Consider the following 16,575-nt stretch of genomic DNA (forward strand, 5'->3'; position numbering starts at 1 on the left):
CGTCTTCGGAGAACTTTCCCATGACTCGATTCAATACCAACCAATGGCTAGCGCTTGTGTTGGCGTTAGTGGCGGCTGCTTATCTGGCAATGGCCTGGCAAATCCCCAACTTTCCGCTGCCCCGCCCAGTGGATTCAGACCTATTTCCAAAAGTGCTAGGTGTTTCCTTGCTATTGCTGTCGGCGTGCTTGTTTTTTGAGCGTCCTGGTCCTATTGCGGGGGCCGATCAGATTGATCAAGCCGAAACCCAGGGGCCGCTACTGCTAACGCCTTGGGCGCGGGTGATCGTCACCGCCATCGCCATTGCGGCCTACGCGTTCCTGCTCGTGCCGTTAGGCTTTGTGCTGGCTTCGACGCTACTGTGTGTTGGCCTAACCGCTTACTACGGCTACCGCCGCCATGGGGTCAATCTGGCAACATCGCTTGGGGTGGTGTTGGCGCTGTATTTGACCATGACGCGGGTAATGGATGTTTACCTACCCACTGGCGTGCTGCCGTTTTAACTAAGCCGCGCTTGCCCACTGTTAGCGGGTTTAAAAGAGAGACACTCCCATGGATGCCTTTAACAATCTAATGTACGGCTTTGGCATCGCGCTTGAGCCTATCAATATCGCTTACGTCTTTGCCGGCGTCTTTGCTGGCACCATTATCGGCATGTTGCCCGGCCTTGGGCCGATCAGCGCGTTGGCGCTGATGATCCCGATTACCTTCGCTATGGAGCCCTCTTCAGGGCTGATCTTGATGGCCGGGGTGTATTACGGCGCTATTTTCGGCGGCTCCACCTCATCTATTTTGCTTAACGCCCCCGGCGTGGCGGGAACGGTTGCGACCTCTTTTGACGGCTATCCGATGGCCAAGCAAGGGTTGGCAGGCAAGGCGCTGGCGATTGCCGCTTACTCCTCCTTTGTTGGCGGTACGATCTCCGTTGTTTTCTTGATGTTGATTGCGCCGCTGCTCTCCAAAGTCGCGGTGAGCTTTGGCCCTGCTGAATACTTCGCGTTGATGGTGCTGGGCTTAACCGCGGTTGTGTCGCTATCCGATAAGTCGCTGGTCAAAGGCTTAATTGCCGCCGTTATCGGGGTAATGATCTCGATCATTGGGATTGATATGCAAACCGGCACCGAGCGCTTTACCTTTGGCTCTATCCACCTGCTCGACGGTGTCGATTTTCTGGTCGTCGCGCTGGGTATCTTCGCGTTAGCCGAAGTGTTCTACATGTTGCTGCGCGGAGGCGGTGGTAAAGAAGCACCGCGTAATGCGATTGGTTCGTTAAAATTGACCCGCAGTGAAGTGAAGCAGATTGCAGGGCCGGTTAGCCGCAGTTCAGTATTGGGCTTCTTTACCGGCGTTCTGCCGGGCGCAGGCGCGACCATCGGCTCGTTTCTTGGCTACAGCATGGAAAAACGCATTGCCAAAGATGGCGATACGTTTGGTAAAGGCAATATCAAAGGCGTTGCTGCGCCAGAAGCGGCAAATAATGCGGCGTGTACCGGTTCGTTTGTACCGCTGTTAACCTTGGGTGTGCCGGGGTCTGGCACCACCGCCGTACTGCTTGGCGCACTGCTGGTGATGGGCGTTAATCCTGGCCCGATGATGCTTGAACAGCGCCCGGATGTGTTCTGGGGCGTGGTCGCCAGTATGTATATCGGCAATATCTTCCTGCTGGTGCTTAACCTGCCGCTGATTCCGCTGATCGCCAAGATTCTCGATCTGCCCAAGCCGTTGCTGCTATCACTGATTTTGATCTTCTGCATGATCGGTGTTTACGGTATGAGCTTCAGCGTGTTCGACCTACTGTTACTGCTTGGTTTTGGCTTGGTTGGCCTAGGGATGCGCTTGTTCGGTTTCCCTGCCGCGCCGCTGATTCTGGCGCTCATTCTAGGCAACATCATGGAAGAGTCCATGCGTCGCGCGCTGCAGATCTCCGGTGGGGATTGGACGACCTTTATCGACAAGCCGATTTCGCTGTCTTTACTGGTCATCGCTGTACTGTCGCTTGGTTTACCGTTGCTGAAAAAGCGCCGCACTAAGCGTTTGAATACTGCGGAATAGAACACAGGTATGCGTGTAAAGCGTCCTAGGGTCTCCTAGGGCGCTTTTTTTTGTGCAAGAAATAGGCGGGATTAATAGGCGTATGCAACAGAAAGCGCACTATTGGTGCGAGGTGTCGTTGTGGTGCATAAACAGCGTGCATTTTTTGGATGCTGGCGCGCCACGATAGTGCGGCCGGTGAAGATGGGGCTGCTTTTTTTAAAACTAACCTTTTGATTTTAAGCTTTTTAGTGTTTCTTTTTGTAGTGTGGCGCAAACCTTGCAACAGCTAGGAGCTAGTGGATGCACCAAGCCCCGTAATAACCGTTCCCACGTTACATAACGGGAGTCCTTGGCCGCGAAGCTCAAATAACGAGCCCCGTTACAAGGGGCGCAAGGAGGTTCAAGTGACCACATTGCAGCGCAAGACACACCCTCGTACTGTTGGCCGTTTCGCTACTGCCTTAATGGCCGCCGCCGTCATGGGGGCCAGTACACAAGCCATTGCCCAGGATGACGACCCGATCAAGGTCGGTATCCTTCACTCACTTTCAGGCACCATGGCGATCAGTGAGACGGTTCTTAAAGACACCGTTGAGATGCTTATTGAGCAGCAAAACGACGCGGGTGGCTTGCTGGGTCGCCAACTTGAAGCAGTTGTTGTCGACCCTGCCTCTAACTGGCCGCTATTTGCTGAGCGTGCAAGAGAGCTATTGGCGCAAGAAGAGGTCGACGTGATCTTCGGCAACTGGACCTCCGTTTCCCGTAAGGCAGTACTGCCGGTAGTGGAAGAGCTTAACGGCCTGTTGTTCTACCCGGTGCAGTATGAAGGTGAAGAGTCCTCGGAAAACGTCTTTTATACCGGTGCCGCCCCCAACCAACAGGCGATTCCCGCGGTTGAGTATCTGATTAATGAAGTCGGCATCGAGCGCTTTGCGCTGGTCGGCACCGACTACGTTTATCCGCGTACCACCAACCGTATTCTCGAAGCGTTCCTCAAAGATGAGCATGGCATCGCTGATGAGGACATCATGATCAACTACACGCCGTTCGGCCATTCAGACTGGCAGAACATCGTGTCAGAAATACGCCGCTTTGGTGAAGAGGGTAAACCCACGGCGGTTATCTCAACGATTAACGGCGATGCCAATGTGCCGTTTTACACCGAACTGTCTAACCAAGGCATTGATGCTGCCGATATTCCAGTCATCGCCTTCTCTGTGGGTGAGCAAGAGCTCACCGGCATTGATACGGGGCCGTTAGTCGGCCACTTGGCGGCCTGGAACTACTTTATGAGCGTCGATACTGATGACAACTACGACTTTATCGACGCTTGGATCGACTATACCGGCGACGAAGAGGCTGTCACCAACGACCCCATGGAAGCGCACTACATTGGCTTCAACATGTGGGCCGAAGCGGTGCGTAAAGCAGGCACTACCGATGTCGATGCGGTAAAAGACGCGATTATCGGTGTCGCCGTGCCTAATCTTTCCGGTGGCTATGCGGCGATGATGCCCAACCATCACATCACCAAGCCGGTGCTGATTGGTGAAGTTCAAGACAATGGCCAGTTCGATATCGTCTGGCAAACGCCTTCTACCGTAGCGGGCGATGCATGGTCTGACTACTTGCCTGGCTCACGTGACTTGATTGCCGATTGGCGCAAGCCCATGGAGTGCGGCAACTTCAACGTGGTGAATGGCTCGTGTGGCGGCAGCACCGCCGCAGAAGAGGCTGAAGCGGCCCTCGCTGAGTAAATGATGACCCCTCGCTGCTTGGCTAAACGCTGAGTGGTGGGGGGGCACGCTACCTCCCTTTTTTAGATCACTGTTTCTAATATAACCAAAGGAAGAACCCCATGAGGCGTTTCTTTTCCTTAGGGTTGCTGTGCCTGCTGTTGTTAAGCGTCACAGTCACCGCCCAAGCACAAACAAGCGCCACCGTTGAGGCTGATGACGCAGCGGCGCTTGAGCTACTAAACGCGCTGGACGTGCGTTCCTATTCCGCCAAAGGCGAAGCGATCAACGCTATTTTGCAAAGCGATGATGAGCGCGCGCGTGATTGGCTGCAGTCCTTGTTGGATGGTCGCTTGCAGCGCACTGACGACGGCCGCTTTGTGGTGGTGCTCGATAATCAAGGTCGCGATTGGCCAGTTGCAGATGCGCTGACCAATGAACCGCTGGGGGAGATGTCCCGCCGTGACCTGGATCGTATTGGCATTAATAACAATTTACGCAACCAGCTACGCAGCGCTATTGCCGTAGTAGATTTGTATTCGCCAAACGTTGAGCGTCGGCGTATTTCAGCCAGCCGACTACTGGGCGAGGTCGATGAAGAGCTGGCCGAACCGCTCAGTCAACTGATCGCTGAAGAAGAAGATGCCGAGGTAGCGCGCAGGCTTACCCAGGCGCTGGCGATTTACCAAGTTGAAAGCGGCGAGCTTGAAGGCGTTGAAACGCTGCGAGGCAGTTTGCATCCACGTGTTCGAGTAGCGCTTAGTCGGGCAGCGAATAGCGATGACTCTATTATTGCCGATGCCGCCAATGAAGCGCTGAGCAGCATTGAGCAGAATCTCAAAATTAACCGTGGCCTGGAAACGCTCTACTTCGGGCTTTCGCTTGGCTCGGTACTGGTGTTGGCGGCGATTGGCCTGGCTATTACCTTTGGCGTGATGGGCGTTATCAATATGGCTCATGGTGAGCTAATCATGCTCGGCGCTTATACCACCTGGATGATGCAGCAGCTGTTGCCCGGCCAGCCAGGGTTGGCGCTAATTTTGTCGATCCCCGCGGGCTTTATGGTGGCCGCGCTGGTGGGCATTGCCATTGAGCGAGGCGTTATTCAGTTCCTGAAGGGCCGCCCGCTGGAAACGTTGCTGGCGACGTTCGGTATCAGCTTGATTTTACAACAGCTGGTGCGAACGGTGATTTCACCGCTAAACCGTACGGTCATAACGCCCGAATGGATGAGCGGTTCATTAGTGATTAACGATGCGCTGTCGCTGACGCTTAATCGTATGTTTGTACTTGGTTTTGCACTGGTAGTGTTTGCCGCGCTGATGCTGATTATGCGCCGCACGAGGCTAGGGCTTGAAGTGCGTGCAGTGACCCAAAACCGCGCCATGGCACGCTCCATGGGTATCCGCGCCACGCGGGTCGATATTATGACCTTCGCATTAGGGTCTGGCGTCGCTGGTTTGGCAGGCGTTGCGTTATCACAACTGACCAACGTCGGCCCCAATCTGGGCCAGAACTATATTATTGATTCCTTTATGGTCGTCGTTTTCGGCGGCGTGGGAAATCTATGGGGCACCCTGGTGGCCGGGCTTTCCCTGGGCATTATCAACCAAGTGTTGGAACCCTGGGCAGGCGCCGTGCTGGCCAAAATTATTGTCCTGGTGTTCATCATTCTATTTATTCAAAAACGCCCGCGTGGACTCTTCCCGCAGAAGGGCCGGGCTGCGGAGGGCTAAGCGATGTCATCAACGATCTCATTAATGACGCAATCATCTTCACGCCAGTTTTGGCTAACCCGCCCGTTTGGCGAACGGGCCACGCAGATTTTTCTTGGCGTGCTGTTTGCCGCCCTGCTACTGGTTACGGTGCTCCATTTAGCGCTGCCCCAAGGCCACCCGTTGCACGTTAATGCTTACACCGTGAACCTGTTCGGTAAGTACTTAAGCTACGCGTTGCTAGCAGTGGCGGTGGATTTGGTATGGGGCTATTTGGGCATTCTGAGCCTGGGCCACGGGGCGTTTTTTGCCATTGGCGGTTACGCCATGGGTATGTACCTGATGCGCCAAATTGGTGACCGCGGTACTTACGGCGACCCGGTACTGCCGGATTTTATGGTGTTTCTCAACTGGGACAGCCTGCCCTGGTACTGGCTCGGATTTGATATGGCCTGGTTTGCGTTTGCCATGGTGCTGTTAGCCCCTGGGTTATTGGCATTAGTATTCGGCTTTTTAGCGTTTCGCTCGCGGGTTACTGGGGTGTATTTGTCGATTATTACCCAGGCGCTGACCTTTGCCCTGATGTTGGCATTCTTCCGCAATGAGATGGGCTTTGGTGGCAACAACGGCTTAACCGATTTCCGTGAGTTGCTGGGCTACAACCTGCGCAGCAACGACACTCGCTTAGGGCTGTTTATTGCCACTGGGGTTGCGCTGGCGCTGGGTTATATCCTGTGTCGAGCGATTGTTACCAGCAAGCTAGGTCGAGTATGTGTGGCAACTCGGGATGCCGAGGCCCGCACGCGGTTTATTGGCTATCGGGTCGAACGCTTCCAGCTGTTTGTGTTCGTGGTTTCCGCCATGTTGGCAGGCTTGGCTGGCGCGCTTTATGTCCCTCAGGTAGGGATTATCAACCCCAGTGAGTTCTCGCCAATTTTCTCGATTGAAATTGTGCTGTGGGTGGCACTGGGTGGCCGCGCCACGCTTTATGGAGCGGTTATCGGGGCGATCTTAGTCAACTACGCCAAAACCATCTTCACCGGCGTGATGCCGGATGCATGGCTGTTTGCCCTGGGCGCGATGTTTGTCTTGGTCACGGTGTTGCTACCCAAAGGCGTGGCGGGATTATTGCTCCACCTAAAACGCCGCAAAAAATCCGCTACCTTGCCGAAGGAGGCTACCGCATGAGCTTGTTGCAATCGCTAACCACGCGGGATCGGGTATTTGATTTTATGGCTCCTCAGGCCTCACCGGTGGATGTGCGCCATGGCCCGATTCTGTATATGGAAGATGTCTCGGTGAGCTTCGATGGCTTCAAGGCAATCAATAACTTAAACCTGACTATTGATGACGGTGAACTGCGCTGCATTATCGGCCCTAACGGGGCCGGTAAAACGACCATGATGGATATCATTACTGGCAAAACACGCCCCAACGCAGGCAGCGTGTGGTTTGGCAGCCGTCATAATCTACTGCAAATGAATGAACCGGATATCGCCAGCTTGGGAATTGGTCGTAAGTTCCAAAAGCCCACGGTATTTGAAGCGCTGAGCGTGTTTGAAAACCTGGAGCTGGCGATGGCCGCCGACAAGCGTATTTTTCCCACGCTGACTGCCCGTATAACTGATGAAATTAAAGATCGTATCAATGAGGTGCTTGAAACGATTGGCTTGGCCGAGCTGCGCTACCAGCCAGCAGGGATTCTTTCCCACGGTCAAAAGCAGTGGCTGGAAATTGGCATGCTGTTAATGCAGCGCCCGCGTTTACTGCTGGTAGATGAACCCGTCGCCGGGATGACGGAACAGGAGATGGAGCGCACCGCAGAGTTACTAACAGGCCTGGCGGGTAAACAGTCGGTGGTTGTGGTAGAGCATGACATGGGGTTTGTACGTTCCATTGCCCGTAAAGTGACCGTGTTGCACCAAGGCGGCGTGCTGGCAGAAGGCAGTATGGATCAGGTATCCAGCGACCCGAAAGTGGTCGAGGTGTATCTGGGTGCAGACGACGAGGAGGCTGCCTAATGCTGGCGATTGAAAAGCTCAACCAGTTTTACGGGGAAAGTCACACCTTGTGGGACTTAGATCTCGACGTGCCTGAAGGCCAGTGCACCTGCGTGATGGGCCGCAACGGGGTAGGTAAAACCACCTTAATGAAAGCCATTATGGGCGAAGTGGCCGTAAAGAGCGGCCAACTGCGCTATCAGGGTGAGGGGAGCGACATTGAGCTGACCAAAAAAGCCGTTGAGGCACGTTCCCGTTTGGGCATTGGCTTTGTCCCCCAGGGACGGCAGATTTTTCCGCTGCTCACGGTGGAAGAAAACCTGCGTACCGGCTTGGCAGCGCGTGGTGATGGCCTGAAAAAAATCCCCGAGCGTATCTACGAGCTTTTTCCGGTGCTGAAAGAGATGAAGCACCGCCGTGGCGGTGATTTGTCTGGCGGTCAACAGCAACAGCTAGCGATTGGCCGCGCGCTGGTGATCGAACCCAAACTGTTGATTCTGGATGAACCGGGAGAGGGCATTCAGCCCAATATTGTGGCGCAAATCGGTCAGGTGATTCGCCAGTTGATCAAAGAGGATGGCTTAACGGTACTACTGGTCGAGCAGAAACTGCCCTTTGCCCGCAAATACGCCGACCGTTTTGTGATTATGAATCGCGGCCGTCCGGTCGCCAAAGGCGAGATCGCCGAGCTTTCTAACGAACTGATCAAACAACACTTGACCGTTTAAGTTATCCACACCCGGTTACCTCAACCAAGCAAAGCGCCCGCCATCAGGCGGGCGCTTTGCTGATGCAGCGGAGAAACCGGCGTTCACAGATTGGCAGGCGGCTCCACCGGCGACTGACGGTCGCGGCGGCGCTTGAGAAGCTGCGTGGCGAGGCCATAGCGCGGGCCCAACAGAAAGGCAAGTATCAAGAACACGCCGGTCATGACGGCCATCATGCCGCCAATGGAGACGTTGAAATACACGGCGAGGTAGTAGCCGGAAATACTTGAGGCGATGGAAATTAGCGCACCGATGATAAACATCATCCACAGACGGTCGGTGAGTAGGTAGGCGGCTGAGGCGGGCACAATGGCAAAGGCGATAAACAGCACCGCACCCACCGCATCAAAGGCCGCAACGGCAGTGGAACTGGTCAGCATCAGTAGCACGTAGAACAGGATGGTTGGCATAAAACCGAAGGTTTTTGCCAGCGCCGGGTCGAAGGTGGCCAGTTTCAGTTCTTTGTAGAACAGGCCGATAAAGCCGTAGTTAAGCAGTGTCATAATGCTCATCGAAACGAGCGCCTGGGGGATAGGCAAGCCAAACAGGTCGATGGTATCCAGCCAGACAAAGCCGATTTCGCCAAGCAGCACGGTGTGGGTGTCGATATGTACATCGTTGGCGTAGACATTGAGTAACAGCACGCCGATGGAGAAGAGGGCGGGGAAAACCAGACCGATGGCGGCATCCTGTTTTACTCGCTTGGTGTTGGCCAGTGCTTCGGTGAGCAACACGGTTAATAGCCCAGTTAATGCGGCGCCTATTAGCTGCACGGGCCCGCTCTGCTGCTTTGTCAGCAGCCAGACAATCACAATGCCAAACACAATTGAGTGGCTAATCGCATCAGTGAGCATGCTATTGCCGCGCAGCACAAGGAAGGTACCCACCGCCGAGGAGGCAATGCCAACCATGGCACCTACCAGAATAATGGGCAGCGCCGTGTCGGTCAGTAATTCAGCAATCATGTCACGACCTCTTCGAAGGTGGCGACCACCTGTTTCGCTGCCTTTTCTCCCCGCGACGTTAGCGCCCATCCGGTTCCGCCATCAGGAGAGCGTATAAGGTATCCTTGACGCTTAAGTTGACTCAACACCCTGCGCACGCCGAATGTTGTGCGGTAGTGTTGTGAAGCGGAGGGATGCTTGTAAAGCGCGTAGAGCAATTGCTGCTTCTGCAATGCTTCTTTTTGGCGGTAATGCTTGATGAAGCCCCATAGCAGGCCCCGGCCGGGGGCAAGCGCCAGTGAGATGATTACAATAGCCGTTGCGGTGAGAATCACCAGCGGGCCGGTCGCCAGACCACGGGATAGGGTACTAATGGTTGCTCCCGAGACCCCACTGACAATACCGATACCAGCGGCAATAACCAGCATCCCCCCCAGATGACGGCTCCACTGCCGGGCCGCTGCTGCTGGCGCCACGATCATGGCGGCCATTAATATCACGCCAACCATTTGCAAGCCGACCACCACGGCGAGCGCCACCATAGCGGTAAGCGCGGCTTCGATAGCGTTGACGGGCATGCCGAGCGAGCGGGCGTACTGCCCATCAAAAGTGACCAGCTTGGCTTGTTTCCAGAAGATGGCGAGCAGCGTGAGTGTGACAAGGGTGATGCTACCCATTACCCACAGATCCGAGCGTAGCGTAGCGGCGGCCTGACCGAACAGAAAGGCTTCGAGCCCCCCTTGGGAGGCGTTGTTGGTACCCTGGATATAGGTCAGCAGCACGATGCCAATGGCAAAGAAAATGCTTAGGCAAATTCCGAGAGCGGCATCGGTTTTCAAGCGGCTTTTGCGGGTCAGCAGCAGCATCGTCAGCGCGGCTAACGAGCCGGTGGCCAGTGAGCCAATGATAACGCTGCCCATATCCCGACTGCCGGTGATGATGAAGCTTAAACACACGCCGGGCAGCGCCGCATGCGAAATGGCGTCACCGAGCAGACTCTGGCGGCGTAACACCGCAAAACAGCCCAGAGGGCCGCTGATCAGCCCCAGTAGCGAGGCACCAATCACCACGTTTTGAAAGGTGTAGTCAGACAGAAGGTCGAGCCACTGCATGGGTTATTTCACCTTTGAAGCAGTGAACATCAAGGCGTCGCTATCGTTCAGCAGGGCAATCTGGCCACCGTACGCCTGACGCAGATAATCAATATTAAACACGTCTTCAGCCTTGCCGCTGGCAATCACGCGTACGTTAAGCAGCAACAGCCAGTCGAAGTAATTACGTACGGTTTGCAGGTCATGGTGGACAACAATCAGCGTTTTACCCGCATCGCGCAGGCGGCGCAGAATGTCGATAATGGCGCGCTCGGTGGTGGCATCAACCCCGGCCATGGGCTCGTCGAGAAAGTACACATCGGCCTGTTGTACCAGTGCGCGGGCTAGAAACACTCGCTGCTGCTGGCCGCCAGAAAGCTGACTGATCTGGCGGTCGGCATAGGCGCTCATTCCCACCATCTCCAAGGCTTCCAGCGACTCCTCACGCTCTTTACGCCCTGGGCGCCGGAGCCAGCCCAGGCGACCGTAAAGACCCATGGTGACCACATCCAGCGCGGTGGTCGGGAAGTCCCAGTCGACGCTGGAGCGCTGCGGCACATAGCCAACGCGCCTGCGCTGTGAGGCGTAGGGGCGCCCATGCACCATGACCTCGCCGGAAAGCGATGGTACAAGCTCCAGCAGGCTCTTGATTAGCGTGCTCTTACCCGCCCCGTTAGGTCCGACAATGCCTGCCATCACGCCGGTAGGAATCTCCAGGTTAATATCCCAGAGAACGGGCTGATTATGATAGCTGACGGTCAGGTTCTGAATGCTGAGCGCCGTGTCGGTCGTTGCGGGTGTCGCCATTGTTGCAGTGCCTTATCGAATGATTAGTGAGCGAGCTTCCACTCGTTAGCCCAATCGTTCATTTCATCGGGAAGCGGTGCCAGGGTACCGCCAAGCGCTTCGACAATATGCTGGGTGTTGCGGTAGATCATCCCCATATAAGTGCCATCGACCGTGTCCGGGTCGCCCATGGCATCGGAGTAGAGTTCGCCGCCAATTTCGACAGTCTGGCCCCGTTGTTGGGCGGCATCAATAACTGCCTGAACCGTGCGCGGGTTGATGGTGCTCTCGATGAAAAGGGCTGGAACCGCGCGATCCACCACAATATCTGTCATGTTGCGAATATCAGCAATCCCCGTTTCCGTTTCTGTGCTAATGCCTTGTATGCCTTCCACGTCGATATCGTAGGCGCGGCCAAAGTAACCAAAGGCATCGTGAGCGGTGACCAGAATGCGTTGCTCATCGGGAATGCTGGCAATACTGTCTGCCACCCATTCGTGCAGGGCAAGCAGTTGCGCCTGATAACGCTCGGTATTGGCATCAAACGTCGCGGCGCAGTCGGGGCGCGCTTCACTCAGCGAGGCATTGAGCGTGGGCAGTGTTTGCGCCCATAAAGAAACGTCCATCCACAGATGAGGATCGATGCCGTACACATCCTGTGAGGTAATCAATGACGCGGGGTCAATCGAGGCAGGGGCTACGGCAAGCGTAGGTGTGCGCTCGGAGAACCTTTCCAGTACGTCGCCTAGCTGGCCTTCCAGCGAATAGCCTGAGTAGAAAATCTGTTCTGCGTTTCGCAGTGTTGCCACATCGCTAGCGCTTGCCTGATACAAATGGGGGTCTACGCCGGGGCCCATCATGGCTTCCACATTAACGCATTCGCCGCCTACTTCCTGCGCCACATCGGCAATCATCCCAATCGTTGCCACCACGTTTAAGGGCGTCTCATCGGCAGTTGCCAACGCACTTAAAGGCAGCGCTCCCAATAGAATCACGGCATATTTTGTTGCCATTATTTAGCTCCAGACTCGTCATGAGGTAGATGGGGTTAAATTGCTTTGTGTAAACTGATTGTCTTAAGGAAAGAAGTATAGCCTTGGCTAAGTTTGTGGCGCGATTAATCCAATGTCAAGCAGATAAAAGGCGTTGAGGTGAGCTGAAAGGCGAGCCCGAGTGATGGTGGGAATAAACATCAGGCGCATGGGAAAATGGCGCATTGATGTAAAGGCACCATTTTCCCAGCTCCTCATTAATTACCGCATAGGATTGATGATGGGGGATGAGTTGTTGAGCAATACTTAGGCGGTTTGACTGGCTAAACGCCGTTCCTGTAAGCGTTGAACGACAAACCAGTCAACGATAAGCATAAAGATCAATGAGGCGCCGACGAGTGGAAAAATAATTCCACCGATCACCAGCATGACAGTCAGGCCACGAAACACCCGTTTATCGCTCGGTAGTGGGGGGACTCCCATCGCGCCGGAGGGGCTTCGCCTCCACCACATCACCGCCGCTGACACTGCCAGCAGAGTGATGGCTAGGCAGACCGCCAGGAAAAAGAGCTGATTGAATAATCCAAACTGCTGACCCATATGTACGTTAATACCAAACTCCAACCAGCGGCCCATGGGCCCATAGTCGGCATAGCCCATGTCGATCAAGCGTTCGCCAGTGTACTGATCAAGGTGCACCACGCGCTGTTGGCTAAGGTCATTGGGGTAGACCGAGCCGGTGTACACACCGGTTTCTGTGGTCGGTAGGCTTACCGCATAGCCGTGATGCAGCCCCAATTCATCGAAGATGGCGACAGCGCCGTCAAGGCCGATGCTCTCTACCTGACTTGGCCTCTGCAAGGATTCTGGGACTTGCGCCTGTTCGAGTGACCAATTTGTCGGGCTTTGCGCGTTTAAACGCGCCTCCGACATAGGCACTTCAACGCGCACACCGGCGGGGTAGCCAAAATTGTTACTGTTGGCCCACTGGTTAACCTGCCCACCCCACACGCCTGACCAGGGCATGCCCGTGATTGCCAGAAAGACGATAAAGGCGCCGACAAATAGCCCGGTAACCGCATGTAAGTCGCGCCAGAATACCCGACTTTTCGGCTTGCCACGTACGCTAACCACGCCGCCTGCGCCTTTACGCCGTGGCCACCACAGATAGATGCCGGTGAGCACCAGCAGAATTGACCAGCCGCCAGCTATTTCAATCAGTTTGCGCGCCGTTGGGCCAAAGTATTTCAAGCTGTGTAAATAGCGAACAGTCCACATGACTGTGCCACGGTCATCCAGTGCTCCCAGCACATTGCCAGTATAGGGATTCACGTAAACCGCTAACCGCTCGCCCTCTGCGGTGTTAATCGTGATCTCTGCGGAGCTTTTCGGCGTCGCGGGGTCGGTGAATTTTACGGCGCTACCGGGATGAGCCGTCAGCGCCGCGCTTACCAGCGCAGAGGGAGGCAGCGCGGCCTCTTGAACGGCCACGCGCTTAACATCAGCGTGTATCAGCGCGTCAAGTTCGTCTTTGAATAAATACAGCCCGCCAGTGATCGCCAGACTAATCATAAACGGCAGCACCAAAAGGCCGGCGTAAAAATGCCAGCGCCAAACGGCGCGATAAAGATCGAAGGTTTTGCGTTTACCTTCTTGTGAGGGGGGCGCGGTCGTCATCTATTGTCTCCAGACCACCAGGCAACGAGCCTGCTGGTTTAATGAGTCAGGGGAAACAGGTGCTCTACTGAGCACCTGAGTGAATCAGAAGCTGAAGTCGGCCCGTGCCCACACCATCCGGCCAGGCTCGTTAATACCGCGATCCAGATCAGCGGGGTAGCCAAAAGCGGCGTTACCGGCTAGGTTCAAGTGCTCGGTGTAAGTGGTATCGAAAACGTTATCCACACCCACACTCAAGGTTAGGTGGTTGCTTGCGTGATACGCGCCATTAAGCGAGAACACCCCGAAACCTGAGGATGATTCCAGGTCTTGGCCGACGACATTGCCTTTTTCGAGCGCAGTGCGGTTTTGTGCTGCGACACCACGCCATAGGCCGCCCACGGAGTAAGCGTCGCGTGCATAGGTCAAGCCAATATTAGCTTCCAGCGGTGGGATTTGAGGTAAGGCCTCATCGTCGTCGGCATTACGTCCCCAGGCATAGACCAGGGATGCATTGCCCACCCAGTTGTCGGTTATTTGATAGCTGGCGCCCACTTCAGCACCTGCAATCTGGGCATCAATGTTATCGATTTGAGTAGTGCCCATGCCCGCTGTGTTGTAATCAAACAGAATAAAATCGTTTACATATCCTGCATATCCGGACACCCACGCGCTCAAGCGCTGGTCGTTGTACTGAGCACCGATATCCAACTGGGTGGTTTTTTCAGCTTGAACGCCATCGAAGGCATTCAAGCTGCCGGCCGGGCCTGCTTTGTTGGAACTTAGCTCCCAATAGTCAGGAAAGCGTTCCACATGCCCAACACCGGCATACCAAGTGATTGGTGCTGAGGCTAAATCTTGCTCGTAGCGGACAAAGGCGCTGGGCAGAGTGTCACGGCGGGTAAGGCCTGCGGTAGCCGTATCCAGACTCTCGTCACTGACGCGATAGCGATCTACCCGGGCACCACCAATCAGGCGGTCACGTTCACCTATATACCGGGTGACCTCGCTGAAAGCGCCGAACTGGGTCTGCTCGTAATCGGACTGCCAATGTTCGCTATTCAGGTTGCGGTGCACCTGATGTTCAACGTCGACGCCAGCGATCCAGGTCGTGTTTTCCCACTCCCAAGTGGACGCAGCACGCGCACTTCGAGTACGGCGATCAACCCGCATGGCCATGCCGTTACTCATATCCATGCCGTTACTCATATCCATGCCGCCGCCCATATCCATGCCGCCGCCCATATCCATGTCCATGCCGCCACCCATGTTCATGCTGCCCGGTGAACGAAGGGTAAAGTTATCCATAATATGGTCGGCGTAGGCATAGTTGGCCTGCATTTCCAGACGTTTCCAGTGCTCGCCTAAATTCTCGTGCTGAAAACGTATGCCCACGGTTTCGCGCAGAAACTTACTGCCATCCATGCCCCGTCCGGCATAGCGCGCTTCACCGTCTCCTCGGCCAGCGGTGACTTCAAGCCAAGTGTCGTCGTCGGGTGTCCAGCCTATGGCCACGTCGCCGTTCCATTTATCCCACTGAGAGGGCACAGCGTTGCCGTCGCCATCTTTATAGTCGTTGGCCTCTGATTGGTTGCCAGTAATGCGCAGATAGCCTGCTTGATTACCCACTGCGGCATCAACGCGGCGATCAAAGCGCCCATAGGTGCCCAGCATGACGCTGCCATCTACACGTACGCCCGCTTCATCGAACTCTTCTGGGCCGCGGTCAAAGCGCACCGTTGCCGCTGAGGCACCTGGCCCCCAAAGAACGGACTGCGGCCCTTTGGTGACAGTGAGACTGTCGTAATTTTCAGGTGAGATGTAAGACGTCGGCGCATCCATGCGCGCCGGGCAAGCGCCTAGCATTTGGCTACCGTTGGTCAGCACGCGTAGACGCGAGCCAAACATGCCACGGAAAACCGGGTCACCGTTGGTACCGCCGTTACGAATGGCAGAGAACCCCGGAATGGTCTGAAGGTAGTCGGCACCGTCGCTGGCAGGGGCCGGTTGGCGCGGTATGCGCGGGTCAGTTTCCACTGTAAGTGGCGAGCTTAGCGGTACAGCGGTGACGACCATGGTATTGAGCGCATGGTGATGGTCGTGGTGAGCTGCAGGCGACTGCGCCCATGCGCCTTGAACAGCCACGCTAGATGCCGCGGCGATGCTTAATGTTAGTGCGTGTCGTTGAAAACGGTTTTTTAAACGGACAGGCGTAACGACGCCATGCCCAATAGCTAAATGCGACATGATGATCCCTTTTTTTGATGAAGACAGCCAATCGCCTGAAGCGAGCTTCAGGCTGAAAGGGCTGACGATGTGGCGTTAGACACGTCGAAGAAAGGGCGGAGCTCGCGTTAGCGCGTGAGGATAATTATCACAGGACCGCATAGCCTGTGTTGGTTGCGTCAGCAGTTGACCATGCGTGATAAACGCTTGCTGGCTGATCGCGGGAAGAACGGTTGGTGTTGTTGGAAACTGTTGCCAGACGGCGCAGTAGCCACATTGGTGAAACCAGTTGAATATCGGCTCTACCGCTTCAGTATGGCCTGAAGAGTGATGGTGTTGACTTGCTTGCGGGGCCGCGTGTTGATGATGGTTTCCGTTCTGGTGACTAGACGGATGGCTAGAGGAATGGTCAGTGCCGTGATTAGCGTGATGTTGCCCACCCGCTTGATACTGCGAAATTAGCGGCCCGCCCAGTAGGAGATGCATCGCTACAAACGCCATATAAAGCGCTATGCGATACCAAAGAGTCCCTACTGAACGTGATAATTGCATTTACTCGATACGCTATTTGGGCCGTGTTATGTTGTTTCATATAGATTGCTTGGCAATTTTAGCTGAAATTTCCTTA

13 protein-coding genes are annotated in these 16,575 nt (G+C 55.2%); 7 read left to right on the top strand and 6 right to left on the bottom strand.

Going from position 1 to position 16,575, the window contains the following annotated elements:
* Positions 1-20 precede the first annotated feature (20 nt).
* The 7 genes from JFC11_RS04400 to urtE all read left to right on the top strand — a co-directional run bounded on the left by JFC11_RS04400 (position 21) and on the right by urtE (position 8,213).
* Positions 21-503 carry a tripartite tricarboxylate transporter TctB family protein gene (locus JFC11_RS04400; protein WP_038479364.1) on the top strand — a complete coding sequence of 161 codons (483 nt, stop codon included), beginning with the start codon at positions 21-23 and terminating at the stop codon, positions 501-503.
* 49 nt (positions 504-552) lie between these two features.
* The gene (locus JFC11_RS04405; protein ID WP_038479361.1) at positions 553-2,052 is read left to right on the top strand and encodes a tripartite tricarboxylate transporter permease; all 1,500 of its coding nucleotides are present in this window, start codon (positions 553-555) and stop codon (positions 2,050-2,052) included.
* Positions 2,053-2,438: 386 nt separating this feature from the next.
* Positions 2,439-3,791, top strand: a complete 1,353-nt coding sequence (gene urtA / locus JFC11_RS04410; RefSeq protein WP_038479358.1) for an urea ABC transporter substrate-binding protein — start codon at positions 2,439-2,441, stop codon at positions 3,789-3,791.
* Between the two features lie 101 nt (positions 3,792-3,892).
* Entirely contained in the window at positions 3,893-5,506 is a 1,614-nt protein-coding gene (urtB, locus tag JFC11_RS04415) for an urea ABC transporter permease subunit UrtB (protein ID WP_120386088.1), read from the top strand.
* 24 nt (positions 5,507-5,530) lie between these two features.
* A complete protein-coding gene (urtC, locus tag JFC11_RS04420) occupies positions 5,531-6,673 on the top strand; it encodes an urea ABC transporter permease subunit UrtC (protein WP_232482770.1) in 1,143 nt (380 codons plus the stop codon).
* Positions 6,670-7,506, top strand: coding sequence for an urea ABC transporter ATP-binding protein UrtD (urtD, locus tag JFC11_RS04425; protein WP_198348797.1), 837 nt, complete (start codon positions 6,670-6,672; stop codon positions 7,504-7,506). The genes urtC and urtD overlap by 4 nt, the downstream gene beginning before the upstream one ends.
* The gene (urtE, locus tag JFC11_RS04430) at positions 7,506-8,213 is read left to right on the top strand and encodes an urea ABC transporter ATP-binding subunit UrtE (protein ID WP_198348798.1); all 708 of its coding nucleotides are present in this window, start codon (positions 7,506-7,508) and stop codon (positions 8,211-8,213) included. The genes urtD and urtE overlap by 1 nt, the downstream gene beginning before the upstream one ends.
* A gap of 83 nt (positions 8,214-8,296) precedes the next feature.
* Here urtE and JFC11_RS04435 read toward each other — a convergent pair whose 3' ends face one another.
* The 6 genes from JFC11_RS04435 to JFC11_RS04460 all read right to left on the bottom strand — a co-directional run bounded on the left by JFC11_RS04435 (position 8,297) and on the right by JFC11_RS04460 (position 15,968).
* Positions 8,297-9,217 carry a metal ABC transporter permease gene (locus JFC11_RS04435; protein ID WP_038479330.1) on the bottom strand — a complete coding sequence of 307 codons (921 nt, stop codon included), beginning with the start codon at positions 9,215-9,217 and terminating at the stop codon, positions 8,297-8,299.
* A complete protein-coding gene (locus JFC11_RS04440; protein ID WP_120386093.1) occupies positions 9,214-10,308 on the bottom strand; it encodes a metal ABC transporter permease in 1,095 nt (364 codons plus the stop codon). Before JFC11_RS04440 ends, JFC11_RS04435 begins: the two co-directional genes overlap by 4 nt.
* Positions 10,309-10,311: 3 nt before the next feature.
* Complete coding sequence (locus tag JFC11_RS04445; RefSeq protein WP_198348799.1) at positions 10,312-11,094, bottom strand: metal ABC transporter ATP-binding protein; 783 nt, start codon at positions 11,092-11,094, stop codon at positions 10,312-10,314.
* A gap of 23 nt (positions 11,095-11,117) precedes the next feature.
* Complete coding sequence (locus JFC11_RS04450) at positions 11,118-12,086, bottom strand: metal ABC transporter solute-binding protein, Zn/Mn family (RefSeq protein ID WP_198348800.1); 969 nt, start codon at positions 12,084-12,086, stop codon at positions 11,118-11,120.
* Positions 12,087-12,371: 285 nt separating this feature from the next.
* Positions 12,372-13,742: a PepSY-associated TM helix domain-containing protein gene (locus JFC11_RS04455; RefSeq protein ID WP_198348801.1), complete on the bottom strand. Its 1,371-nt coding sequence runs from the start codon at positions 13,740-13,742 to the stop codon at positions 12,372-12,374.
* 84 nt (positions 13,743-13,826) lie between these two features.
* Positions 13,827-15,968, bottom strand: coding sequence for a TonB-dependent receptor domain-containing protein (locus JFC11_RS04460; protein ID WP_198348802.1), 2,142 nt, complete (start codon positions 15,966-15,968; stop codon positions 13,827-13,829).
* Between the last annotated feature and the right edge of the window lie 607 nt (positions 15,969-16,575).

The sequence above is a fragment of the Vreelandella alkaliphila genome (genome assembly GCF_016107625.1).
GTDB classification, from domain to species: Bacteria; Pseudomonadota; Gammaproteobacteria; order Pseudomonadales; family Halomonadaceae; genus Vreelandella; species Vreelandella alkaliphila.